This is a genomic window from Streptomyces sp. NPDC032198 (assembly GCF_040636975.1).
Taxonomy (GTDB): domain Bacteria; phylum Actinomycetota; class Actinomycetes; order Streptomycetales; family Streptomycetaceae; genus Streptomyces.
The window spans coordinates 79,701-103,653 of record NZ_JBEZVL010000020.1; the positions used below are offsets into that span (position 1 = coordinate 79,701).

General features: G+C 71.6%; 24 protein-coding genes. 13 read left to right on the forward strand and 11 right to left on the reverse strand.

Annotated elements, in window-relative coordinates:
- Positions 1-6: 6 nt before the first annotated feature.
- Positions 7-1,224: a CaiB/BaiF CoA-transferase family protein gene (locus tag AB0E78_RS38680; protein WP_361843392.1), complete on the forward strand. Its 1,218-nt coding sequence runs from the start codon at positions 7-9 to the stop codon at positions 1,222-1,224.
- 47 nt (positions 1,225-1,271) lie between these two features.
- Here AB0E78_RS38680 and AB0E78_RS38685 read toward each other — a convergent pair whose 3' ends face one another.
- Both AB0E78_RS38685 and AB0E78_RS38690 read right to left on the reverse strand, forming a co-directional pair.
- Positions 1,272-1,829: a YbaK/EbsC family protein gene (locus AB0E78_RS38685; RefSeq protein ID WP_361843394.1), complete on the reverse strand. Its 558-nt coding sequence runs from the start codon at positions 1,827-1,829 to the stop codon at positions 1,272-1,274.
- A gap of 29 nt (positions 1,830-1,858) precedes the next feature.
- Positions 1,859-2,443 carry an XRE family transcriptional regulator gene (locus AB0E78_RS38690; protein ID WP_361843396.1) on the reverse strand — a complete coding sequence of 195 codons (585 nt, stop codon included), beginning with the start codon at positions 2,441-2,443 and terminating at the stop codon, positions 1,859-1,861.
- 94 nt (positions 2,444-2,537) lie between these two features.
- On the opposite strand from AB0E78_RS38690, the gene AB0E78_RS38695 reads away from it, so the two are divergent.
- Positions 2,538-3,401, forward strand: coding sequence for a DMT family transporter (locus AB0E78_RS38695; RefSeq protein ID WP_361843399.1), 864 nt, complete (start codon positions 2,538-2,540; stop codon positions 3,399-3,401).
- Positions 3,402-3,417: 16 nt separating this feature from the next.
- On the opposite strand, the gene AB0E78_RS38700 is transcribed toward AB0E78_RS38695, so the two are convergent.
- On the reverse strand, positions 3,418-4,176 hold the full coding sequence (locus AB0E78_RS38700; protein ID WP_361843402.1) for an acyltransferase: 759 nt from the start codon (positions 4,174-4,176) through the stop codon (positions 3,418-3,420).
- Between the two features lie 133 nt (positions 4,177-4,309).
- Between AB0E78_RS38700 and AB0E78_RS38705 the strand changes: the two genes are divergently transcribed.
- Entirely contained in the window at positions 4,310-4,840 is a 531-nt protein-coding gene (locus tag AB0E78_RS38705; protein ID WP_361843405.1) for a gamma carbonic anhydrase family protein, read from the forward strand.
- Positions 4,841-4,842: 2 nt separating this feature from the next.
- On the opposite strand, the gene AB0E78_RS38710 is transcribed toward AB0E78_RS38705, so the two are convergent.
- From AB0E78_RS38710 to AB0E78_RS38720, 3 genes are all read right to left on the reverse strand, one after another.
- Positions 4,843-5,520 (reverse strand): DedA family protein, encoded by a 678-nt coding sequence (locus tag AB0E78_RS38710; RefSeq protein ID WP_361843409.1) that lies wholly within the window; start codon positions 5,518-5,520, stop codon positions 4,843-4,845.
- A gap of 82 nt (positions 5,521-5,602) precedes the next feature.
- Complete coding sequence (locus AB0E78_RS38715; protein WP_361843412.1) at positions 5,603-7,255, reverse strand: carboxylesterase family protein; 1,653 nt, start codon at positions 7,253-7,255, stop codon at positions 5,603-5,605.
- Positions 7,256-7,465: 210 nt separating this feature from the next.
- On the reverse strand, positions 7,466-7,918 hold the full coding sequence (locus tag AB0E78_RS38720) for a DUF4442 domain-containing protein (RefSeq protein WP_361843415.1): 453 nt from the start codon (positions 7,916-7,918) through the stop codon (positions 7,466-7,468).
- 80 nt (positions 7,919-7,998) lie between these two features.
- Between AB0E78_RS38720 and AB0E78_RS38725 the strand changes: the two genes are divergently transcribed.
- The 4 genes from AB0E78_RS38725 (at position 7,999) to AB0E78_RS38740 (ending at position 12,690) form a co-directional block, all read left to right on the forward strand.
- Positions 7,999-8,970, forward strand: coding sequence for a hypothetical protein (locus tag AB0E78_RS38725; RefSeq protein ID WP_361843418.1), 972 nt, complete (start codon positions 7,999-8,001; stop codon positions 8,968-8,970).
- A 79-nt stretch (positions 8,971-9,049) separates the two neighbouring features.
- Positions 9,050-10,090 carry a hypothetical protein gene (locus AB0E78_RS38730; protein ID WP_361843421.1) on the forward strand — a complete coding sequence of 347 codons (1,041 nt, stop codon included), beginning with the start codon at positions 9,050-9,052 and terminating at the stop codon, positions 10,088-10,090.
- Positions 10,091-10,189: 99 nt separating this feature from the next.
- Complete coding sequence (locus tag AB0E78_RS38735) at positions 10,190-11,221, forward strand: hypothetical protein (protein WP_361843424.1); 1,032 nt, start codon at positions 10,190-10,192, stop codon at positions 11,219-11,221.
- A gap of 77 nt (positions 11,222-11,298) precedes the next feature.
- Positions 11,299-12,690 (forward strand): MFS transporter, encoded by a 1,392-nt coding sequence (locus AB0E78_RS38740; protein WP_361843576.1) that lies wholly within the window; start codon positions 11,299-11,301, stop codon positions 12,688-12,690.
- On the opposite strand, the gene AB0E78_RS38745 is transcribed toward AB0E78_RS38740, so the two are convergent.
- The 3 genes from AB0E78_RS38745 to AB0E78_RS38755 all read right to left on the reverse strand — a co-directional run bounded on the left by AB0E78_RS38745 (position 12,652) and on the right by AB0E78_RS38755 (position 15,786).
- Positions 12,652-13,485, reverse strand: a complete 834-nt coding sequence (locus AB0E78_RS38745) for a fused MFS/spermidine synthase (RefSeq protein ID WP_361843579.1) — start codon at positions 13,483-13,485, stop codon at positions 12,652-12,654. The two genes, AB0E78_RS38740 and AB0E78_RS38745, sit on opposite strands and share 39 nt — an antisense overlap.
- An 89-nt stretch (positions 13,486-13,574) precedes the next feature.
- Positions 13,575-14,756 (reverse strand): elongation factor Tu, encoded by a 1,182-nt coding sequence (gene tuf, locus AB0E78_RS38750; RefSeq protein WP_361843427.1) that lies wholly within the window; start codon positions 14,754-14,756, stop codon positions 13,575-13,577.
- 331 nt (positions 14,757-15,087) lie between these two features.
- Positions 15,088-15,786 (reverse strand): DNA alkylation repair protein, encoded by a 699-nt coding sequence (locus AB0E78_RS38755; RefSeq protein ID WP_361843430.1) that lies wholly within the window; start codon positions 15,784-15,786, stop codon positions 15,088-15,090.
- A gap of 78 nt (positions 15,787-15,864) precedes the next feature.
- On the opposite strand from AB0E78_RS38755, the gene AB0E78_RS38760 reads away from it, so the two are divergent.
- The 5 genes from AB0E78_RS38760 (at position 15,865) to AB0E78_RS38780 (ending at position 21,689) form a co-directional block, all read left to right on the forward strand.
- Positions 15,865-16,569, forward strand: coding sequence for a VTT domain-containing protein (locus AB0E78_RS38760; RefSeq protein WP_361843432.1), 705 nt, complete (start codon positions 15,865-15,867; stop codon positions 16,567-16,569).
- Positions 16,570-16,759: 190 nt separating this feature from the next.
- Positions 16,760-17,812: a dipeptidase gene (locus tag AB0E78_RS38765; protein ID WP_361843434.1), complete on the forward strand. Its 1,053-nt coding sequence runs from the start codon at positions 16,760-16,762 to the stop codon at positions 17,810-17,812.
- 78 nt (positions 17,813-17,890) lie between these two features.
- The gene (locus AB0E78_RS38770; protein WP_361843437.1) at positions 17,891-19,555 is read left to right on the forward strand and encodes a helix-turn-helix domain-containing protein; all 1,665 of its coding nucleotides are present in this window, start codon (positions 17,891-17,893) and stop codon (positions 19,553-19,555) included.
- Positions 19,556-19,748: 193 nt separating this feature from the next.
- A complete protein-coding gene (locus AB0E78_RS38775; protein ID WP_361843439.1) occupies positions 19,749-20,624 on the forward strand; it encodes an undecaprenyl-diphosphate phosphatase in 876 nt (291 codons plus the stop codon).
- A gap of 108 nt (positions 20,625-20,732) precedes the next feature.
- Positions 20,733-21,689, forward strand: coding sequence for an alpha/beta hydrolase (locus AB0E78_RS38780; protein WP_361843442.1), 957 nt, complete (start codon positions 20,733-20,735; stop codon positions 21,687-21,689).
- A gap of 10 nt (positions 21,690-21,699) precedes the next feature.
- Here AB0E78_RS38780 and AB0E78_RS38785 read toward each other — a convergent pair whose 3' ends face one another.
- Positions 21,700-22,491, reverse strand: a complete 792-nt coding sequence (locus AB0E78_RS38785; protein WP_361843444.1) for a class I SAM-dependent methyltransferase — start codon at positions 22,489-22,491, stop codon at positions 21,700-21,702.
- A gap of 299 nt (positions 22,492-22,790) precedes the next feature.
- Between AB0E78_RS38785 and AB0E78_RS38790 the strand changes: the two genes are divergently transcribed.
- On the forward strand, positions 22,791-23,105 hold the full coding sequence (locus AB0E78_RS38790; protein ID WP_361843447.1) for a DUF6401 family natural product biosynthesis protein: 315 nt from the start codon (positions 22,791-22,793) through the stop codon (positions 23,103-23,105).
- Between the two features lie 58 nt (positions 23,106-23,163).
- Here the strand turns inward: AB0E78_RS38790 and AB0E78_RS38795 are convergent, their stop codons facing one another.
- Positions 23,164-23,934, reverse strand: a complete 771-nt coding sequence (locus tag AB0E78_RS38795; RefSeq protein ID WP_361843450.1) for a hypothetical protein — start codon at positions 23,932-23,934, stop codon at positions 23,164-23,166.
- Between the last annotated feature and the right edge of the window lie 19 nt (positions 23,935-23,953).

Genomic DNA, 23,953 nt, shown 5'->3' on the forward strand with positions numbered 1-23,953 from the left:
GCAGTCATGGCGACGACGCACCACGAACCGGCCGGTCAGCTCCCCCTGGAGGGCATCACCGTCGTCAGCCTGGAGCAGGCCGTCGCCGCTCCCTTCGCCACCCGCCAGCTCGCCGACCTCGGCGCCCGCGTGATCAAGGTCGAGCGCCCCGGGGGCGGCGACTTCGCCCGGCGCTACGACACCACGGTGCACGGCCAGGCCAGCTACTTCGTCTGGCTCAACCGCTCCAAGGAGTCCCTCACCCTGGACCTCAAGTCCGCGGAGGGCAAGGAGATCCTGCACGAACTCCTCGCGGGCGCCGACGTGTTCGTGCAGAACCTCGCCCCCGGCGCCGCCGACCGCCTGGGCCTGGGCGCGGAGGAACTCCAGGCCCGTTACCCCTCGTTGATCCCGTGCACCGTCAGCGGGTACGGCACCAGCGGCTCCTGGGCGGAGCGAAAAGCGTACGACCTGCTCGTCCAGTGCCAGACCGGGCTGCTCTCGCTGACCGGCACACCCGACGAGGCGGTGCGGGCGGGGATCTCGGTCGCGGACATCGCGGGCGGGATGTACGCCTACAGCGGCATCCTCACCTCGCTCTTCACCCGGGCGACCACCGGGCGCGCACCGGCCGTCGAGGTCTCCCTCTTCGACGCGCTCGCCGAGTGGATGAGCCAGCCCGCGTACTACACGCGCTACGGCGGCACGCAGCCGCCGCGCGTCGGCGCCCGGCACGCGACGGTGGCGCCGTACGGCCCCTTCACCGCGTCCGACGGCAAGGACGTCCTGCTGTCGGTGCAGAACGAGCGCGAGTGGGCCGCGCTGTGTGAACAGGTCGTCGGGCGACCCGAATTGACCGACGATCCGCAGTTCGCCACCGGCTCGGACCGGGTCGCGCACCGCGACGAACTCGACGCGATCATCTCGGCGCGCTTCGCCGGACTCGGCAGCGACGAGGCGATGGAGCTGCTCGATCGCGCCAACATCGCCAACGCGGGCGTCAATTCGGTCGCCGAGTTCCTCGACCATCCCGCACTCACCGAGCGCGACCGCTGGCGGCAGGTCGCGATTCCGGGCAACTCGTCCCCCGTGCAGGCGCTGGTGCCGCCCGCGAACCTGAAGGGCGTGGCCCCGCGCATGGATCCGGTGCCGGCCGCGGGCGAGCACACCGAGCGGATCCTGGGCGAGCTGGGGCGCGGCCCCGACGCCATCGCCCGGCTGCGCGAGGGAGGGGTGTGCGGGTGAGCGGGGCCTGAACCCGCCCGTGCCGGGCTACCGGAGCCCCTCCCGCGTCAGGCGGTGCCGAGCCCTTCGAGCACCACCGCGTTCGGCAGCTCGGCGAACGCCTTGCCGGGCACGATGAGCTTGCCCCGGCGGCTGCCGCTGCCGACCAGGACGTACGGCAGGTCGACGACGGCGGCGTCCACGAGCAGCGGCCAGTCGGCGGGCAGGCCGATCGGGGTGATGCCGCCGTACTCCATGCCGGTCTCGCCGGTGGCCGTGTCCATCGGCGCGAACGAGGCCTTGCGGGCGCCGAGTTGGCGGCGCACGGCGCCGTTCACGTCGACGCGGGTCGTGGAGAGGACCAGGCACGCGGCGAACGAGGTCTCGCCGCCGCGCTTGCCCGCGACGACGACGCAGTTCGCGGATTGCTCAAGGATGTCCTGGCCGTAGTGCTCCACGAACGTGGCGGTGTCGGCCCACGCCGGCTCGGTGTCGACGTGCAGGACCTGCTCGGCGGGTACGGTCCCGCTCCATCCGCGCACGGCGTCGGCGACGGGCGCGACCAGCAGGCCGAGGACCTCGGGCGCGGGGCGGACGTCGTCGAAATTTCCCATGGGTGCACGCATGGCCGCACGCTAACAGGCCAAGGAAGGCGTCAGTACGACGAGGCGTGGGCCGGCGGCACCGACACCGACATGGTCATCTCGACCGGCTCGGCACCCTTGTTGTGATAGCCGTGCCCCACGTTCGCCTCGAACGAGGCGGCCGATCCCGCGGGCACGAGATGCTCCACGCCGTCCACGACGAGCGTCAGTTCGCCCGCCGACACGTGCAGCAGTTCCATGGTCCCCGGCGGGTGCGCGTCCGAGTCGCTGCCGTCCCCGGGCATCAGCTTCCACGCCCACAGCTCGAAGGGCCCGCGCGCCTCGGTCCCGACCAGGAGGGTCGTGCTGCTGCCCGCCTCCGTGGACCACATGCGCACCGCCTGCTCCGGCGGCACGAGGCGGACGTGCGAGCCCTGCTCGTAGTCGAGGAGCGTGGTGATGCTGACGCCCAGGGCGTCGGCGAGCTTCACGGTGATGCCGACGCTGGGGTTGGTCCTGGCCTGCTCGATCTGGATGATCATGCCGCGGCTGACGCCCGCGCGGGCCGCGAGCGCATCGAGCGTGAAGCCCCGTTCCGAACGCCAGCGCTTGAGGTTGCGGGCGAGCGACTGCGTGAGCTGATCAAGGTCAGACACATTCCGTCCAATATTTTGGATGACAGGGTTTACGATACTGAACTACGGTGTGGTGCACCTAAAGGTTCACCACACTGTACTGCGAGGATCTTCGATGACAGCACTGTTCGCTCTGGCCACCAGCCTGATGTACGGCCTTGCCGACTTCGGCGGCGGACTGCTGACCCGGCGCATCCCCGCGCTCACCGTCGTCGTCGCCTCGCAGACCATCGCCGTGCTCGTCCTCGGCATCATCGTCGTCGCCACCGGCGGCTGGACGGAGTGGGGGCCGCAGCTGTGGTTCGCGGTGGCCGCGGGCCTGCTCGGCCCGGTGGCGATGCTCGCCTTCTACAAGGCCCTGGCCATCGGCCCGATGAGCGTCGTCTCACCGCTCGCCTCCGTGGGCGTCGTCGTACCGGTGGGGGTCGGCCTCTTCCTGGGCGAGCGGCCGGGCGTCCCGCAGTTCGCCGGGCTCACGGTCGCCATCGTGGGCATCGTGCTCGCGGGCGGCCCCGAGCTGCGCGGCGCCCCCGTGCAGCGGCAGGCGGTCCTGCTCACGCTGCTCGCGGCCTTCGGCTTCGGCGCGGTACTCGCCCTCATCTCCGAGGCTTCGAGCAACCTGACCGGGCTGTTCCTCGCCCTGTTCGTGCAGCGCGTGACGAACGTGGCGGCGGGCGGGGCCGCGCTGTTCGTCTCCGTGCGGCGAGGTGGCCTCGCGCTCCCCGAGGGCACGGGCATGGGGCTCATCTGGGCGGCCCTCCCGGCGCTCGCCTTCGTCGGCCTGGCCGATGTCGCGGCCAACGGCACGTATTCGCTGGCCGCACAGAACGGCCCGGTCACCCTGGCCGCCGTGCTCTCCTCGACCTACCCGGTGATCACCGCGCTCGCGGCACGTGCGGTGCTGAAGGAACGGCTGCGGGGCGTGCAGGCGGCGGGCGCGGGGCTCGCGCTGGTGGGCACGGTGCTGCTGGCCAGCTGACCGCTGCCGCGCCGTGTCAGACCTGCTCGCCCAGGTCGAGATCGTCCAGCTCGCCCAGGGCGACCAGCTGTTCCGGCGTGACCCCGTCAGGAATAGGCACCGGCGCGGGCGTCCGCAGCGGCGGCTGCCACCCCTTGTCCGCGTCCCACGTGCGCACGACGCGAGCGGGGGCTCCCGCCACCACGGCGTGATCGGGCACGGAGCCCCGCACGACCGCGCCCGCGGCCACCACGACATTGCGCCCGATCCGCGCCCCCGGCAGGATCACGGCGTTCGTGCCGATCCAGCAGCCCGGACCGATCTCGACGGGCTCCATGCGCGGCCACTGCTTGCCGATGGGCGTATGCGGATCGTCGTACGAGTGGTTCGTGGACGTCACGTACACCGTGGGCCCGAAGTAGCAGTCGTCGCCGATCGTCACCGTGGTGTCGGCGATGACATGGCTGCCGCGGCCGAGCACGACGCCGTTGCCGATGCGCAGGATCGGGTCGGGGCCGAGGTCGAGGTCGGGCATCATCCCGGCGGTGAGGGTGACCTGCTCGCCGATGATGCAGTGGTCGCCGATCCGGATCCACGGCTCACCGAAGACGGTCCCCTGCGGGAACGCGAGCTTCGTGTGGTCGCCGAGCGCGCCGAACCGCAGCCGCCCCGGCCGCTGCGCGGTGACGGCGCCCGTCCGCTGCACCCATGCCCAGCCCGCGTGGACGGCGCGCTGGGTCGCGCGGCGGCGCCAGTCGGCGACCGCGGATGAGAACGTGTTCCTGTTCTTCGGCACGCGCTCACGTTACTCAGCCCCGCGCCGCCCGGCAGTCCCGGCCCCCTGTGATCTTCACCCCACGGGGCGGCACACCCGCCCCCGTCCCGTACGGTTCCGCCAGGCGCGCGTCACGTACGAATGGAGACATCCGATGAGCCACGAGGCACTCATCACCGGGATCGGCGGCAAGGACCCGAAGATCGATCAGGACGCCTTCACCGCGCCCACCTCGGTCGTCATCGGCGAGGTGACGCTGCACGCGGGTGCGAGCACCTGGTACGGGGCGGTGCTCCGCGCGGACGGCGGGCCGATCGTCGTCGGCGCGAGAAGCAACATCCAGGACAACTGCAGCCTCCACGTCGACCTGGGCTTCCCGATGTCCATCGGCGAGCGGGTCTCGGTCGGCCACAACGCCGTCCTGCACGGCTGCACTGTCGAGGACGACTGTCTGATCGGCATGGGCGCGACGGTCCTCAACGGCGCGGTGATCGGCGCCGGTTCGCTGGTCGCGGCGCAGGCCCTTGTGCCGCAGGGGATGGTCGTGCCGCCCGGTTCACTCGTCGCGGGCGTGCCCGCCAAGGTGCGCCGCCCGCTCACCGACGAGGAGCGGGCGGGCATCACCCTCAACGGCACGATGTACGTCGAGCTGGCCAAGGCCCACCGGGACGCCCACGCCAAGTGACGTCAGTCGGCGGCCGGGACGGAGACCGGATCGGCCGCCGGCTGCGCACCGCTCCCGGCCTCTTCCGCGGAGCGGGCCGCCGCCTTCTTGGCGCGGCGCTTGACGAGCAGCATGGAGCCGACGCCGATCAGCACGGCGATGGCCAGGCCGAAGTACGAGAACCGCTTGAGCCAGTCCTCGGCGACGACACCGATGTAGTAGATGACGGCGGTGGTGCCGCCCGCCCAGATGATGCCGCCCAGGACGTTGGCGATGAGGAACTTCCAGTACGGCATGCGCAACACACCGGCCAGGGGACCCGCGAAGATCCGGAGCAGGGCGACGAAGCGGCCGAAGAAGACCGCCCACATGCCCCACTTCTGGAACGACTGCTCGGCGCTTCCGACGTTCGCGGCGCTGAAGTGCTTGGGGAACTTCCGTTCCAGCCAGGCCAGGAGCGGCCGGCCGCCCTTGCGTCCGATCGCGTACCCGATGGAGTCGCCGATGATGGCGCCCGCGGTGGCGCAGATCCCCAGGACGACGGGGTTGAGCTCGCCGTGCTGCGAGGAGAGCAGCGCGGCGGACACGAGGACGATCTCACCCGGCAGCGGGATGCCCAGGCTCTCCAGACCGATGACCACGCCCACCAGCGCGTAGATACTGACGGCCGGTACGGTCTCCAGCCATTCCTGGACGTGCAAGGCCGGTTCCTCCTGTGCTGGTGTGTCTGTACCCGGCGTGCGCGCTCCCCCCAGGGCCGCGCACGCCGGGCAGCCTACCCGCTCACCCGGCGTCGGCCGGGGTCGCACCCTGGCGGTCCCAGAGGTCGCACCGGTGCTCGCGCCCCACGGCGGTGCTCAGCTCGGTCCCGCCGGCGGACGCGGTGCGCAGCGAGAGCACCTGGCCGGGCCGCGTCCGCTGGTCGGGCGCGGTGGGCTGGTCATCGGCGCGCGGCGCACCGCCGTGGATGAAGGAACCCCAGTACTGGACCATCTGCCGGGCCAGGTCACGCTGTTCGGCATTGAGCGGCGACGCGAGACCGAAGTGCTTGAAGAGGTACTGCACTTCGTTGACATGGGTCGCCCCGAAGTCGAACGTCCTGCCCGCGTCGCGGATCGAGGCGAAGGGCGGCGAGGTGCGGTCGGCGAACTCGTAGGCGTAGACGGGCCCGCGGCCCGCGAGCGACCTGTCCATGCGCAGCGCCGAGCAGGCGAACATCTGGTCGCCCTGGGTGGCCGCGTACGCATGCGTCGGTGAGGCATACCCGGCGAGCGGATAGCGCTGGAGGACCTTCGCCCCGAGCTCCGCGCCGTAGGTCCGGGTGAGCGCGCCCGGATACTGCGCCTCGGTGAGCGGCTTGCCCTGCCCGTCGAACTGACCGTAGGCGAAGAGCCGTCCTTCGTCGCTGTTCGCGCCGTTCAGGACGGGCACGCGGGATGCGGTCCCCTCGCGGTACGCGTCCGTCGGCTGTACCGGCAGGAAGTCACCGCCCGCCACCGGGCCCCAGTCGAACCCGGCCTGCGCCGCGAGGATCTCCGCCGCGGGCTTCTTGCGCAGGCAGGCGGGGGCGGCGGCCTGGTCCGGGCAGCCCGCCTTCTTCGCGAACGCCGCGCCCTGCGTGAGCGCCTCCTCGCGCTCACGGGCCGCGCAGTCTCCGTAGGCGCCGCTCTGCACGATGCCCCCGCGGTAGAGGCCCTTGGCGGTGGGTGAGGCGAGCTGGGTGCAGACGGAGCGGCCGCCCGCCGACTCGCCCGCGATGGTGACGCGCTGCCGGTCGCCGCCGAACGAGCCGATGTTGGCGCGCACCCAGCGCAGCGCGGCCTGCTGGTCGAGCATCCCGTAGTTGCCCGACACGTGGTCGGACGCCTCCTTGTCGAGGCCCTTGCCCGCGAGGAAACCCATCGCGCCGAGGCGGTAGTTGACGGTCACGACCACCGTGCCGGTGCGCCGGGCGAAGGCGTCGGGCACGATGTCCTCCCCCGCGCCCGCGGTGAGCCCGCCGCCGTGCAGCCAGACCATGACGGGACGCGGCTCGCGCTTGCCCTCGGGGACATAGACGTTGAGGTCGAGGCAGTCCTCCGTGTGGCTGGGGTTCTCGTATCCGGGGTCCCAACTGGACGTCTGTACACAGCGGTTGCCGAAGGAGGTCGCACCGCGCACGCCGTGCCAGGACGTGGCGGGACGTGGCTCTTTCCAGCGGAGGCCGCCGACGGGCTGCTGTGCGTACGGGATGCCGAGGAACTGCCGCCCCTCGGAGGTGGATTCACCGCGCAGCCAGCCCGCGTCCGTACGGACGAGCGTGCCGCCGCCCGGCCGGGACGCGTCCTCGGGGGCCGCCTGCGCGGTGTGCGGGGTGAGCAGGGCCGCGGCGGCGGCCATGACGACGAAGGCGGACGTGCTGCGTCCCGTTCTTCCCGTTCTTCTCCTGCGACTCATGCGGCGACTCCCCTGAACGACGTCGGCCCACTGGCGGCGGGAAAACTATGACGGCCACTGACTCGTGTCAATGAAGTGAACAGAAGACCGGTGGGAATGGCGGGAATTCAGGGAGGGGGAACGGCGCCACGCCGGTCGGGACCCCCGTGACCCGGCCGACGCGACGCCGTGTGTTCAACGAACGTACGGAAGCGAACGCCCTTACGCGACTCAGTTATTGGGGCGCAGCGTCCAGACGACGGTCATCTCGCCGGTCACGGCGCCGTCCTCGCGCTGGATCGCGATCGCCACCGGGAATTCGGGGCGCTGCCCCGCGTCCAGCTCGGCGACGACCTCGGCGGCCGGGCGGCCGAGGGTCGCGGTGGCGGTCACCGGCCCCATGGCGAGCTTCTTGTACGCGATGTCGGCGCGGACGGCGAGGGGCACGGCCCGCGAGAGCTGCTCGCCGAACGCGGCGAGCACGATCGCCCCGCTCGCCGACTCCCCCAGCGTGAACATCGCTCCGGCGTGCGGCCCGCCGACGTGATTGTGGTATTCGCTCTGGTCGGGCAGGGCGACCACGGCCTTCTCGGGCGTGGTCTCACGGAACTCGAGGTTCAGGGTCCGGGCCATCGGCACGGTGGCGGCGAGCATCTCGCCGATCGACATCTGGTCAGCGCTCATGACCGGGATGTTACCCACGAGTAGCGTTCTTGACCAGGAGCGTGCTCGGCGTAGATCGCGGTCACCTAGAGTTGCTGCCCATGTGGCCAGGAGAGCAGCAGCCCGGGGGCGGGCCCGACCAGCAGCCGAATCCGTACCAGCAGCCGGGGTATCAGCAACCGGGTTATCAGCAGCAGGGGTATCAGCAGCCCGCGCCGTGGAACGCGCCCACCGTGCCCGGTGGCCCATCCCAGGCGCCGCAAGGAAACGGCGGGGGCGGAGGAGGCGGCGGCAACAGGACCAAGGTCATCGCCATCGTCGCGGCGGCCGCGGTCGTGGTGGCCGCCGCCGTCACGGGCTTCGTCGTGCTCGGTGGTGACAAGGACGACAGCGCGAAGCCGGACCCCGCGCAGTCCTCGTCCGCGGCTCCAACCAGGTCCGGGGAATCGGAGCGCGGCAAGGACCGCGGTCCGAAGCCGACGATCCCGGGCTGGCAGACCGTCGTGAACCCCAAGCGCGGCATCGCCTTCGACGTGCCCCCGGGGTGGAAGCTGAAGTCGGCCGACTGGGCCGGCTGGGTCGCGGAGGCGGACGACCCCGAAGAGAAGCCCATCGTCGCCTTCGCCGCACCGGCGTACCTCAAGGAGGAGTGGTGCGGGACCGACGAGGACAGGGACGGCACCACGGACTACACGCCCCTCGCGGCGGCGGGCACCAAGGGCAACAACGGGGCCAGGAGCACCGAGGAGGCCGCGAGCAAGGACGCCGGGCTGTGGGTCTACGGCGCCTTCACCCAGCCCGACAAGAAGAAGGTCAGTACCGGGGCCGCCGAGCCCTTCACCACGAAGTCGGGCCTCAAGGGCAGTGTGGTGAACGCCTCGTCCTCGGGCGTGGAGAAGAAGGACAAGTGCGACTCGGACGGCAAGGCCACGGTCTTCGCGTTCAAGGACTCCGAGGGCGCTTTCGCCTCCTGGTCCTTCCACGGAGCCACCGGCGTGAGCGGCGAGGTCCCGGACGCGACCGTCAGGAAGATGCTCGGCACGGTGCGGGAGATGAAGCAGCCGAAGTCCTGAACGGCCGGACCGTCACGGCCGCCTCGTCTCCCGCGCGGGCGTGACGTGTCCGCTCCAACACCCCGTATCGTTTCCGGCCATGTGGCCAGGAGAGCAGCCGCCCGGGGGCGAGCAGAACCCGCAGGACCAGAATCCCAACCCGTACCAGCAGCCGGGGTACCAGCAGCCGAACCCGTATCAGCAGCCGGGATACCAGCAACCGGGTTATCAGCAGCCCAACCCGTATCAGCAGCAGGCCCAGTGGAGTGCGCCGACCGCACCTCTGGGTGTGCCGCAGCAGCCCGGCGGAGGCGGGGGCGACGGCGGCAGGACCAAGCTGGTCGCCATCGTCGCGGCGACGGCGGTCGTGGTGGCCGCCGGTGTCACCGGCTTCCTGGTGTTCGGCGGCGACAAGGACGACGAGGCGGACGCCAAGCCGTCCAAGTCCCCCGCGAAGTCCGCCCCGAAGAAGCCGGAGACGGACCCGGCGACCGGTGGCGGCGGCTCCGAGCGGGGCACGGACAAGGGTCCGAAGCCGGTGGTCAAGGGCTGGCAGGTCGTGGTGAACCCCAAGTGGGGCACGGCCTTCGACGTCCCGGCCGACTGGGAGGTGCAGACCCCTGACACCCTCATCGGCTTCGAGGACGCCAGCAAGGGCGCCGACGCCAAGCCGCTGATCACGATGTCCGCACCCGCGTACTACAAGTCGAAGTGGTGCACCTCCGACGACGACAAGGACGGCACGGCGGACGACACCGCCCTCGGCGCCGTCGGCACGAAGGGCGCGAACGGCGCGAAGTCCACCGACGAGGTCGCGGTGAACCAGGTGCCCTGGTGGGTCTTCGGCGGGTACACCCAGCCCGACAAGAAGAGCGTCACGTCCGACAAGAAGGCAGAGCCCTTCACCACCAAGACCGGCATCAAGGGCAGCATCGCCCGCGCCCAGTCGAAGAACACGCCGCAGCACGGCAAGTGCGACTCGGACGGCAAGGCGATCACGTTCGGCTTCAAGAACTCCGACGGCGAGTACGTCGCATGGAGTCTCTATGGGGCGAAGGGCGTCAAGGACGAGATCCCGGAGGCGACGGTGATGAAGATCCTCAACACGGTCCGGCTGTCCGGGGACCCCACGGAATCCTGAGGCGTTTCGTACCCCACCGGGGCTTGTGACCCGATGTGCCGGTCCCCCAGGGGGGTCAGCGATGACATCAGGCCACAAGCCCCTCTATGGTTACTGCCCATGTGGCCAGGACAGCAGCCGCCCGGGGGCGAGCAGAACCCGCAGGACCAGAATCCCAATCCGTACCAGCAGCCGGGGTACCAGCAGCCGAACCCGTATCAGCAGCCGGGATACCAGCAGCAGCCGCACCCGGGCGCCTTCTCGCAGCCTGAGCAGCCGCAGTGGGCCGCACCCACGCCGCCTCCCATGCCGCCCCAGCCGGGCGGCGGCCGTGGCGGGGACGGAAACAAGACGAAGGTCACCGCGATCGTCGCGGCCCTGGCCGTCCTGGTGGCCGCCGGTGTGACGGGCTTCCTGGTCCTGGGCGGCGACAAGGACGACCAGGCGGACAAGAAGACTCCCGCCAAGTCCGCCGCCCCGAAGCCGACCCCGAGCCCGACGGGCGACGGCGGCAGCGAGCGCGGCACGGACAAGGGTCCGAAGCCGACGGTCAAGGGCTGGCAGGTCGTCGTGAACCCCAAGTGGGGCACGGCCTTCGACGTCCCGGCCGACTGGGAGGTCGACACCCCGGACACCTTCATCGGCTTCGAGGACAACGAGAAGGGCGACGGCAGCGTGCTCATCGGCATGTCCGCGCCCGCGCACTACAAGTCCAAGTGGTGCTCCTCGGACGACGACAAGGACGGCACGAAGGACGACACCGCCCTCGGCGCCGTCGGCACGAAGGGCCAGAACGGCGCCAAGAACACCAAGGATGTCGCGCGCAACGACTCCGCCTGGTGGGTCTTCGGCGGCTACACGGGCCAGAAGAAGGCCGACAAGAAGCGCATCAAGATCAGCAAGGTGAAGTCGTACACCACCGCGTCGGGCATCAAGGGAAGCGTCGCCACCTCCACGACCTCCGGCGTCGTCAAGGAGGACAAGTGCGACTCGGACGGCAAGGCCACGACGTTCTCCTTCAAGAACGCCGACGGTGAGTACGTCGCCTGGTCGCTGTACGGCGCCAAGGGCGTGAAGGACGAGATCCCCGACGCGACGGTGCAGAAGATCCTGAGCACGGTACGGCTGCACGGGGACCCCTCGGAGTCCTGAGCCGCCGAGCCTTCGGAGGGGTTCCGGCCCCGTACGGAAACGGTTTGGCAAGTCGGTGTTCCGGCGGGGATAGTCCCCTGGTGACCAAACCCGCCGCCGTTCGCCGCCCCTCCTGGGCCGGGCGCAATTACAGCCTGCTGACCGCCGCCGCGATCGTGACCAATCTGGGCAGCCACGGTGCCCTGATCGCGGCGGCGTTCGCCGTGCTCGACTCGGGCGGTGACGGCGGGGACGTGGGTCTGGTGGCGGCGGCCCGCACGCTGCCGCTCGTGCTGTTCCTGCTCATCGGCGGCGCCGTCGCCGACCGGTTGCCGCGCCACCACGTGATGGTCGCGGCCAACGCCCTCAACTGCCTCTCGCAGGCGGTCTTCGCGGTGCTCGTCATCTCCGGCACTCCCCCGCTGTGGTCGATGATGCTGCTCACGGCGCTCGGCGGCACTGGCCAGGCGTTCTTCGGCCCGGCCGCCGAAGGCATGCTGATGTCGACCGTCAGCGGCGAACAGGCGAGCCGCGCCTTCGCGCTGTACCGCATGGCGATGCAGGGGGCGGGCCTCGGCGGCGCGGCCCTCGGCGGTCTGATGGTCGCCGGGCTCGGGCCCGGCTGGGTGCTCGCGGTGGACGCGGTGGCGTTCGCGGTGGCCGGATCTTTGCGGTCGTTCCTCGACGTGAGTCACATTCCTGCGCGCGTACCCGGCGGCGGGCTGCTCTCCGATCTGCGGGAGGGCTGGCGGGAGTTCATCGGCCGGCCGTGGCTGTGGGCGATCGTCGCGCAGTTCTCCGTGGTGGTGGCGGTGGTCGGCGCCGCCGAGGCGGTCTTCGGGCCGCTGGTCGCCCGGGACGAGCTCGGCGGCGCGGGACCCTGGGGGCTCGCGCTCGGCGCGTTCGGTGCGGGCACGGTCGGCGGCGCGTTCCTGATGATGCGGTGGAAGCCGCGGCGCCTGCTCCTCGCGGGCACCCTCTGCGTCTTCCCGCTCGCCGCGCCGTCGGCGGCGCTGGCGGTGCCGTTGCCGGTGTGGGGGCTCGCGGCGGTGATGTTCGTCAGCGGCGTCGCGATCGAGGTGTTCGGCGTCTCGTGGATGACGGCGATGCATCAGGAGATCCCCGAGGAGAAGCTGTCGCGCGTCGCCGCGTACGACTGGTTCGGCTCGGTCGCGATGGTCCCCCTCGCCACGGCGCTCGCGGGCCCGGCGGAGACCGCCTTCGGGCGTTCGGCGTCACTGTGGGGGTGCGCGGCGCTGGTGGTCCTGGTGACGGCGCTGGTGCTTTTCGTGCCGGACGTGCGCAATCTGACGCGGCGCGCGTCGTCGAAGGAGGTCGCCAAGGCGGCCACGCCCCTGGTGGAGCCGTCGGCCGAGCTGGCGGCCGGGCTCCCGGTCGAGCCCTCGTCCGCTCCTGCGGACGGGCCCGCGGCCGAGCCCGCGACCGGTCCCTCAGCCGATGCTGAAGGCCCCGTCGGGCGGCTCGGGTGAGGCGACGGCGTCCTCGTCCCGCACCGGCTTCGCGTCACCGGTGAACAGACTGAGCGCCGCCCCGTGCTCGACGCGTGCCGGGAAGACGTCGGCCGCCGTCCGCCGGGCCAGCGCCTCGACCTCGATGGGCTCGTGCGAGGCGACGAGCACCGCGTTGCCGAAGCGCCGACCGCGCAGCACGGTCGGTTCGGCGATCAGCGCGACCTGGCCGAACACCTCGGCGAACGTGGCGAGCTGGGAGCGGAGGAAGCCGAACGGCGCCCCGTCGGCGAGGTTCGCCGCGTAGAGGCCGCCCGGGCGCAGTACCCGGTCCGCGGCGCGCGCGTAGGCCACCGACGTCAGATGGGCGGGCACCCGCGAGCCGCCGAAGACATCGGCGACGAGTACATCGGCGCTGTCCGGGGCCGCCGCCTCCAGCCACTGCCGGGCGTCCGCGCCGTGCACGGTGATCCCGGAGCCGTCGGGCAACGGCAGCCGCTCGGTGACCAGTTCGAGCAGCCCCCGGTCCGCTTCCACCACGTCCTGCCGGGAGCCGGGCCGGGTCGCGGTGACGTAGCGGGGCAGGGTGAGCGCGCCGCCGCCGAGGTGGATCACGTCCAGCGGGCGGTCGGCGTCGCCCGCGGTGTCCAGAACATGGGCGAGCCGTTGCGCGTACTCGAACTCCAGGTAGGTGGGCTCGTCCAGATCGACGTACGACTGGGGTGCCCCGTCGACGGTGAGCAGCCAGGCGTGCGGCCGGTCCACGTCGGGCATCAGCTTGGCCGTGCCGTGATCGACGTCCTTGATGACGGCCATGGGCTCGTCCGCGCGTTCGTCCTCTGTCACCGCTCCATTGTGCCCGCCTCCCCCGGGGGTGGATCCCCGCGGGAGGCGGGCGTCGGACGTCAGCCGACCTCGGTGACCGTGCCCGCGCCGACGGTGCGACCGCCCTCGCGGATGGCGAAGCCGAGGCCCGTCTCCAGGGGCATGTCGCGGCCGAGCTCGACCGTCATGGTGACGGTGTCGCCGGGCCGGGCGACGGCGGCTCCGCCGAGGTCGACGTCGCCGACCACGTCCGCGGTGCGGAGGTAGAACTGCGGCCGGTAGCCGGTCGCGATCGGCGTCGACCGGCCGCCCTCCTTCGTCGACAGGACGTACACCTGGGCGGTGAAACGGCGGCTTGGACTGACGCTGCCCGGCTCCGCCACGACGTGCCCGCGTCGTACGGCGTCGCGTGGCACCCCGCGCAGGAGCAGCGCGACGTTGTCGCCGGCCTGCGCGGACTCCATCGGCTTCCCGAACGTCTCCAGGCCGGTGACGACGGTCTCCGTCTCGGCGCCGAGCACCTCCACCCGGTCGCCGACCCGCACCGTGCCGCGCTCGACGGCCCCGGTGACGACGGTTCCGCGCCCGGTGATGGTGAGCACGTTCTCCACCGGCAGCAGAAAGGGCGCGTCGACGTACCGCTCGGGCATGGGCACATAGGTGTCCACCGCGTCGAGGAGCGCCTCGATGGCGGCGGCCCACCGCGGGTCGCCCTCCAGCGCCTTCAGCCCCGAGACCCGTACGACGGGGACGGTGTCGCCGCCGTACCCGTGCGAGGAGAGCAGCTCGCGCACCTCCAGCTCGACGAGGTCGGTCAGCACGGCGTCCTCGCCGTCGGCGACCGCGTCGGCCTTGTTGAGCGCGACGACGATGTGGTCGACGCCGACCTGGCGGGCGAGCAGGACGTGCTCGGCGGTCTGCGGCATGATCCCGTCGAGCGCGGAGACGACGAGGATCGCCCCGTCGAGCTGCGCGGCGCCGGTGACCATGTTCTTCACGTAGTCGGCGTGGCCCGGCATGTCCACGTGCGCGTAGTGCCGGGTGTCGGTCTCGTACTCGACGTGCGCGATGTTGATGGTGATGCCGCGCTGCGCCTCCTCGGGGGCCCGGTCGATGCGGTCGAAGGGCACGAACGTGCCGGTGCCGCGCTCGCTGAGGACCTTGGTGATGGCGGCGGTCAGGGTGGTCTTGCCGTGGTCGACGTGGCCCATCGTGCCGATGTTGAGGTGGGGTTTCGTGCGGATGTAAGCCGTCTTGGGCATGGCGGTTCCTTCTTCGGAACTCGAAGCTGAAGTCCGGGGCGCACGGCGTCGCGTGCGCGCTCGGGACGGGGACCCCGGGGCCGTACCGACCCTCCCCCTATGGGGTCCGCCGGAGTGTCCGGGGAGGGTCAGCGTCGGGCGCCGTCGACGGGAAACGCGGCGCAGAGGAGGACGGCAGCCTTCGCGACGTCCGCGACTGCGGACGTGTCTGCGTGAAAGGCGTACCGGAACATGTCGCAGATCATCGCCGACGGGCAGGGGTTCGTCGAATGGTTTTCACCCGGCCGACCGGCGGTGTGACGGCTGGGGCGGTACGTGAAGTGCGGTGCCCTCAGAGGTTCTTCAGGGCCTCGCGCACCGAGAGCGGCGCGAGGCGGCCGCGTTCCCGCTCGACGAAGCCGCGTACGGCGTCCGGATCGGTCTTGGCGTACTCGCGCAGGCACCAGCCGATGGCCTTGCGGATGAAGAAGTCGGGATGCCCCGACTGGCGCAGACAGTAGGCGAAGAGGCGCTCGCTGTCGGTGGCGTCCTTGTAACGGAGCTGGTGGAGGAGGGCGGTGCGGGCCACCCACAGGTCCTCGTCGCCGATCCACGCGTCCATCGCGGCCTTGAGTTCCGGGTCGGCGGCGACCAGGCCGCCCACGACGTGCGCGGCCAGCGCGTCGACCGTGTCCCACCAGGAAACCGTCGTCACGAGGTGCCGGGCGACCGGCAGGAAGCCCGGCGAGAGACGCTTCACGTGCCGCCGCAGATGGTCCACCGCGAAGTACGCGTACTCGCGCTCCGGCAGCTCCCAGCAGCGCAGCGCGATGGCCGCGCAGTCCGCCTCGTCCGGGCGCGGGAGCCCGGCAAGGACCGTGCGGGACAGTTCGCGGCGCAGGGGTGTGGGCAGGCCGAGGAAGGGGGCGATGTCCTTCATGTACGCCTGCGCCTGCGCGGCCCGCGCCGGGTCGGCCGACGCCGCGTACGTCGCGGTCAGCCGCTCCATGACGGTGTCGGCCAGGGGGCTGTGCGGAACGGTCACGCTCATGGGACGCACCTTAGAACTGTGACGTGCGTGAGACGCTCCATACGGCGATCACACACATATGTCGGTTAGTCTCCCCGGATGTTCGACTCAGCCGCAGCCCGCCCGCAGGGTCTCGCCGAGCGCTGCACCAGAGTGCTGCTCTCGCCGTGGTCGCGGCTGTCCCTGCTGGTGGCGCTGCTCGCGGCCGCCGGAACGTGCGTGCTGCTCTTCGAGCCGCAGCGGCTCCTGTCCGACGGCTGGCCCGCGCAGCTCGGCGGCGCCGCGGCGGTGGTGGTCTTCGCCGTCGCGTACGGCGTGTGCACCACCGCGTTCGTGCCGCGTCCGTTGCTCAATCTGGCGGCAGGCGCCCTCTTCGGTTCGCAGGCGGGCCTGGCCGCGGCGCTCGCGGGCACGGTCCTCGGCTCCGGGATCGCTTTCGGGCTCGGCAGGATGCTGGGGCAGGACGCGCTGCGCCCGCTGCTCCGCGGGCGCTGGCTGAAAGCGGCCGACGGGCAGCTGAGCAGGCACGGCTTCCGGTCGATGCTGGCGGCGCGGCTGTTCCCCGGGGTGCCGTTCGCGGCCGCCAACTACTGTGCGGCGGTGTCCCGCATGGGCTGGCTGCCGTTCCTGCTCGCGACGGGCCTGGGGTCGATCCCGAACACCGCCGCGTACGTCATCGCGGGCGCCCGCGCGTCGACGCCGACCTCCCCCGCCTTCCTCGTCGCGATGGGCTTCATCGCGGTGACGGGGCTCGCGGGCGCGGTGGTCGCGTGGTGCAAGCGCCACCACTTGCGCGGCCGCTAGCCGCCCGAAGCCCTCCGGCTGAATGATCGTCGGGTTCCACGGCGGCCCGGACTCGCTTGTCGTGCGGCACCAGCCGCCCTGTTCTTTCTTGTGCGCGGGAACGAATCGCCGCCTCCCCGATCGACGCGACACTCGCTGATCGAGGAGGACCCCGGCGCCTCCGTGACCGCCGGCCGAAGGGAACCCGCACATGACCACGGCATCGGATGAAGCCGCCGCACTGCACCGGCGCAGCGTCGTCGCCGACACCCACAACGACCTGCTCTGCGCGGTGACGGCACGGCCCGTCGACCGGTGGGCGGGGTTCTTCCGCGAGCGGTGGCTGCCCCAGCTCCTGGCGGGCGGCGTCGACGTACAGGTGCTGCCCGTGTTCATCGACGACACCTACCGGCCCGAGGGAGCGCTGCGGCGGACTCTGCGCATGGTCGAGGCGGCGCACCGCCTCGCGGAGGGCAACGCCGACGCCGTCCGGCTCTGCGGCGACGGCACGGAGGTGGACGCCGCCCTGGCCGACGGGAGGATCGCCCTGGTGCTTGCCCTGGAGAGCGCGCCGGGCGTCGCCGACGACATCGAACTCCTGGAGACGCTGCACCGGTTGGGCGTACGGATCGCGTCGCTCGCGCACTTCGGACGTACGCCGCTCGCCGACGGCAGCGGAGAGGACGCGGCCGGGAGCCGGCTGACCCGGGCGGGTGTGGCCGCGCTCGCCGAGATGGAACGCATCGGCATGATGTTCGACATCAGCCATCTCGGCGCCGCCGGTGTCGACCACGTACTGGAGCTGGCGTCCCGGCCGGTCATCGCCACGCACTCCGCCGCGCGTGCGCTCCGCGACCACCACCGCAACCTCACCGACGACCAGGTGCGGGCGACCGCCGCGAACGGCGGCGTGATCTGCGTGAACTTCTTCGCTCCGTTCCTCCACGAGAGCGACTACACCCTCGACCGCCTCGTCGATCACATCGAGCACCTCGTGGACGTCGCGGGCCTCGAACACGTGGGCCTGGGACCGGACTTCGTCCAGGAAGTGATGGCCGACACCACCCCGCCCTGCTGCGCGCACCCGGTCGTCGAAGGCGTGCGCACCGACCAGTTCCTGCCCGGTCTTGAGGGCCCCGCCGGGCTTCCCCTGGTGACCGAGGCGCTGCTGCGGCGCGGCTGGGCCGACGGCGACATCGCCCGGATCCTCGGCGGCAATGTGCTCCGCCTCTTCCGCGACGGCCTGGGCAGACCCGCCTCCTGACCCCTGCGGCGTACGACTGGCCGCGCACGACGCCGATTCTCACCCCCCGGCCGATTCCCACCCCCTGCAGGAGGAAGCGTGCTCGTCCCGGTGACCACCCATCCCCGAGCCAGCCTCCGGCGCGTCCTGGAGGATCTGGGCCCCACCCTCCTGGACCTCGTGTGCGGCGACCCGGACGGTGCCGACGACATCGGCGGCGTCGTCATCCACGACCCGCACGACGAACCGGTGCCGCCCCCGCAGGCGCTCGTGCTCGGCGTCGCCGTGCAGGATCCGGTGCAGATCGTCCACCTGCTCGACGCCCTCGGCACGCAGGGCGCCGCGGGGCTCGTCGTCCGTGCGCCGGTCGCCGCCGACGAGAAGGTCACCGAGGCGGTGCGGAGGTCCGGGGTCGCGCTGCTCGGTCTGACGCGCGGCGCCTCGTGGGCACAGCTCGCCGCGATGCTGCGCGCGCTCATCGCGGAGGGGGATGTCGGGGAGACGGGCCAGGAGACCCTGGGCGGGGTGTCGTCCGGCGACCTGTTCGCGCTGGCCAACGCCGTCGGGGCGCTCCTGGACGCGCCCGTCACCATCGAGGACCGCAGCTGGCGGGTGCTCGCCTTCTCCGGGCGGCAGGACGAGGCCGATTCCTCGCGCGTCGAGACCATCCTCGGCCGTCAGGTGCCCGAGCGCTTCACGCGCGTCCTGGAGGAGCGCGGTGTCTTCCAGGCCATGTACCGCAGCGACCGGCCCGTCTACGTGGAGCCCCTCGTGGAGGTGGAGGGCGGCGATCTCAGCCTGCCGCGCGTGGCCCTCGCCGTGCGCGCCGGTGACGAGATACTCGGCTCCATCTGGGCCGCGGTCCACGGTCCGCTCAGCGCCGAGCGCGAGCAGGCCCTGCGCGACGCCGCCAAGCTGGTCGCGCTGCATCTGCTGCGGCTGCGGGCGGGCGCCGACGTCGAACGCAGGCTGCGCGCCGACCTCGTGGGCACGGCCCTGGAGGGCGGGCCCGGCGCGGCCGAGGCCGTCGCCCGCCTCGGGCTCGCCGAACAGCCGGGCGCGGTGCTCGCCCTCGCCTTCGCCGACCGCGGGGACGGCGACCGGTCCGCCGCGCGGCACGTCCGTTACGTGGCCGAACGGCAGCGCCTCGCCGACGCGTTCGCGATGCATCTGACGGCGGTCCACCCGCGCTCGGCCGCCGCGCTCGTCGGTGACGTCGTCTACGGCATCGTCCCGGCCCCTGCCGGGCGGCCGGACGCCGAGGAGCGGGCCGCCCGGGTCGCCGAGGAGTTCCTCGAACGCGTGGGCGAGCGGCAGGAGTTGCTCGTCGGGGTCGGCCCGCGCGCGCCGGAGAGCGCCGCCCTGCCCGCGTCCCGGGCCGGCGCCGACCGGGCGCTGCGGGTGCTGCGGGCGGGCGAGGGCCACCGCTCGGTGGCCCGCATCAGCGACGTACTCGTCGAGTCGTTGCTCCTGGAGCTCACGGACGCGATCGCCGAACGCGGCGATCCGCCGTCCGGCCCCGTGGCCCGGCTCGGCGCGTACGACGCGGCGCACCACACCTGTCTCGTCGAGACGCTGCGGGCCTGGCTCGACGCGTTCGGCGACGTCGCTACCGCGTCCACCGCCGTTCATGTGCACCCGAACACCTTCCGCTACCGGCTGCGGCGCCTCGCGGAGGTGGGCGGCATCGACCTGACGGACACCGACGCGCGCTTCGCCGCCATGCTGCAACTGCGCCTGTGGCCGCAGACGCGACGGTCCTGACGGAGCGAGCGCCGGGCCCGGCACACCGAGGGCCGCCGCCCCCGGACAGCGGCCCTCCGGCGATCTCGTAACCAAGTGACGCTACGCTGCCCACGGCAAGGGAGTGATCACCCCTCGCGCTCATACCTTCCGTATCTCCCAGCACATGACCGCACCCGCAGCCCATGATCCGTACTTGGACGGCGCAGTTTCCATGTCTTGGCTTGAATCCTTCATTCTCGGGCTCGTCCAGGGACTGACCGAGTTCCTCCCGATCTCGTCCAGCGCGCATCTGCGGCTGACCGCGGCCTTCGCGGGCTGGCACGATCCCGGGGCCGCGTTCACCGCGATCACCCAGATCGGCACCGAGGCAGCCGTGCTGATCTACTTCCGCAAGGACATCGCGCGGATCATCTCCGCGTGGTTCGGCTCCCTCTTCGGCAAGGTGCCACGCTCGGACCACGATGCGCAGATGGGCTGGCTCGTCATCGTCGGCTCGATCCCGATCGGCGTGCTCGGCGTCACGTTCAAGGACCAGATCGAGGGCCCGTTCCGCGATCTGCGGCTCATCGCCACGACGCTCATCGTGATGGGCATCGTCCTCGGCATCGCCGACCGCCTCGCGGCCCGCGACGAGACCGGCGGCAAGCACCGTGCCGTGAAGGAGCGCAAGAGCCTGAAGGAACTGGGTGTCCGCGACGGCCTGATCTTCGGCTTCTGCCAGGCGATGGCCCTGATCCCGGGCGTCTCCCGCTCCGGTGCCACCATCAGCGGCGGCCTGCTCATGGGCTACACCCGCGAGGCCGCGGCCCGCTACTCGTTCCTGCTGGCCATCCCGGCCGTCCTCGCCTCCGGCGCCTTCGAGCTCAAGGACGCGGGCGAAGGCGGGCACGTGTCCTGGGGCCCCACCATCTTCGCGACGATCATCGCGTTCATCGTCGGCTACGCGGTCATCGCGTGGTTCATGAAGTTCATTACTACGAAGTCCTTCATGCCGTTCGTGTACTACCGCATCGCCCTGGGCATCGCCCTGTTCGTGCTGGTGGGAACGGACGCGCTGAGCCCGCACGCGGGCGAATCGGCGGACTGAGCGGGGCGCGGACGCCGGCTCTCCGGGCGGCCGGCTGCGGGCGAGCGCCCTGCGCGCGGCGTGTACGGATCTCACCGTCGGAGGATCACAACACGTAGGCTCGTGGCCATGGTTGAGCATCGGATGATCGACGTGAACGGGATACGGCTGCACATCGCCGAGGAGGGCGAAGGCCCCCTTGTCGTGCTGCTGCACGGCTTCCCCGAGTCATGGCACTCCTGGCGCCACCAGTTCGGCCCCCTGGCCGCCGCGGGCTTCCGCGTCGTCGCCCCCGACCAGCGTGGCTACGGGCGCAGCGACCACCCCTCCGACGTCGACGCGTACAGCATCCTCCACCTGGTCGGCGACGTCGTCGGGCTGGTCCACGCGCTGGGCGAGGAGAAGGCGTACGTCGTCGGGCACGACTGGGGCGCGCCGGTGGCCTGGCACACCGCGATGCTGCGGCCGGACCTGGTGCTCGGAGTGGCCGGGCTCAGTGTGCCGCCGCCCTCCCGGGGCCCCGAGCCGCCGCTGGCCGCCATGGACAAGGCTTTCGGCGGGCGCTTCTACTGGAACTACTTCAACCGTCCCGGTGTCGCCGACGCCGAGTTCGCCGAGGACACCCGCACCGCCCTGCGAAAGTTCTTCTACGCGGCCTCCGGTGACGCTCCCGGCGAGATCATGCAGCCGATGGTCGACCCCGAGCGAGGCTGGCTCGCGGGCATGCCGGACCCCGAGGTCCTGCCGGACTGGTTCACCGAGGACGACCTCGACGTCCTCACGGAGAGCTTCGCCGGGGGCTTCACCGGCGGCCTCAACTGGTACCGCAACCTCGACCGTAACTGGGAACTGACCGCGCCGTGGCAGGACGCCGTCATCACCCCGCCCGCCCTGTACGTCTACGGCGACCGGGACATCGTCGCGGCCTTCCCCGGCACACCCGAGTTCATCGAGACGCTTCCCGACCGCATGCCCCACCTGCACCGCAAGCCCGTCAAGCTGGCGGGCTGCGGGCACTGGACCCAGCAGGAACGCCCGGACGAGGTGAACGAGGCGCTCATCGATTTCCTCGGGACGCGCCGCTGAGTCCGGACCGTCAGGGGGTGGCGCGCAGGAGGACGAGGGATCCGGTGTAGGTGGGCCGGTGGCGCAGGTGGCCGAACGCCTCGTCCCAGGTGCCGGATCCCAGGGCGCGGCGCAGGGAGGCGTCGAAGGCCTGGCGGGCGTGGTCGTCGATGAAGCTCCAGGCGGAGCAGGCCTGGCGGGCGGCGGGGTCGAGGAGGAGTTCGGGGCGGCCGTAGTAGGCCTCGTTGAAGCCGTCGGTGCAGTCCAGCGGGATGGGGACGCGCTGGACGGTGGTGGTGGCGCCGAGTGCGGCCGCGAGCCGGCCCAGGGGCGGGTAGCGGCGGGCCTCGGCCTCCAGGACATCGGGGGCGTACTCGTAGAGCCAGAAGTCCCGTACGCGGGCGGGGTCGCAGGTCAGTACGGCGATGGGGCCGCGGGTGACGCGGCGCATCTCGCGGAGCCCGGCGTCGACGTCGGACCACTGGTGGACGCTGAAGAGGGTCATCGCGGCGTCGAACCGGCCGTCGGCGAAGGGGAGATCCTCGGCTACGGCGTCCAGGGCGGTGGCGAGCTCGGCCGGGCGCTGGGCGCGCATGGCCAGGGACGGCTCGACTGCGGTGACGGCGTGTGCCGCGTTCTCGTACGAGCCGGTGCCGGCGCCGACGTTGAGGACCGTGCGGGCATCGCCCAGGGCCTCGGCGATGACGCGGGCGATGCGAGCGTCCGGGCGCCGGTGCGCGCCGAGTCCGGAGCGGACGCTGCCGTGGTCGACGCCGCCTGCGCTGCCGTGGTGAGTGCTGCCGTCGTGGGTGCGCATGACCATGGGGGGACCTCGCCTCGTGGGCCTGGACCTGGGCCGGGACGGTGGCCTCCGCATCCCGAACGACGTCCCCTATCTTGCATCTGCCACGCGCGATCTCATAGACGGCTGGCGAATGCTTGGCTGATTGACCAGACCTCATGGCATGTGTGGGGCGTCACCCTTGGAGGTTGCGCCAGGGGCGGGACGGCCTTGGCGGCGCGGCGGTGAGGTTGTCCGGCCATGACGGGGCGAGGAGCGTGTGACCAATGGCATGCCAAAAGACCCTCTTCAGGAGGGTTTGACCGGCCTACGGTGAGGGGATGTCGCCCCTCGCCCGCATCAGCGCCTCGTACGCCCCGCGCTTCGCCGAGTTCGCCTTCGAGCCCGGGTTCACGGCCGCCGTGGACCAGCACGTCGCGGAGCTGCGGGACCGGCTCGAGATGGGCGGGGCCGGGCTGGTGCCGCCGACGCCGGACCCCGAGATCCTTGCGGACTACGCCCTGGGGTTCCTGGACGCGCTGTCCGAGAACGGGTGGCGGGAGCCGGTGGGCCACGACTACGCGGTGTGCCGCCTCACCGCCATCTCGTGGCTGGTGAGGCGGCACGACCTGGTGCCGGAGTCCGCCGGATCCTGACCGAGGAACCGAGGGCCCGGGCCGGTTCGCTCCGAGTCCCCGGACCGGTCGGATCCGGTCAGATGTCGAAGCGCTCGCGCTCCTCCACCGGCTGGTTGGTCATCGCGTCCTCGCGCCCCGCCTGGTAGGCGCTGACGCTGCCGCGGGCCTTGGCCGTCTCCTGCTCCGCCGTGTTCAGCCACCGCTCCCAGCGCTGACGCATCGGGCCGATGAGACCACCGCCGACGCCGACGATCAGGATGCCCGCACCGGCCGCGAGCGCCGCGTACAGGACGGGCTGGGTGACCGTCGTGGCGATGCCCGCCTGGCCGAGGGCCGCGATCACGCCGAGCGCGACGATGCAGGCCCAGACGATCGTGCCGACGGTCTTGCCGTACGACATCGAGGACAGGGCGCTGGTGACGATGTCGCGTACGACGTTGGCCACCGCCATGGCGACGACCATCAGGACGATGGCGACGACGGCGCGCGGGATCCAGGAGACGATGCCGTCGAGCATCGTGGAGACCGGGTTGCTGCCGAAGACACCGAAGCCGAGTTGCAGGGTAATCAGGAGCAGGGCGAAGTACACGACCTTGCAGACGATCCCCGTCATGTCGTACTTGGAGTTCGCCAGCATCCGGTGCGCACCGGCACGTTCGGCGAGCTTCTCGGAGCCGGCCTTGCGCAGCAGCCTGTCGAGGACCTTGGCGATCATCTTCGACACGAACCAGCCGATGGCCATGACGACCAGGAAGCCGATCAGCTTCGGCACGAATTGCGCGACCTTCGACCAGGCGTCGTTGAGACCCTGGGTGAAGTCCACGGAGAGACTGATGTACTGGGACATGAGTGGCCCTCCACTCGAT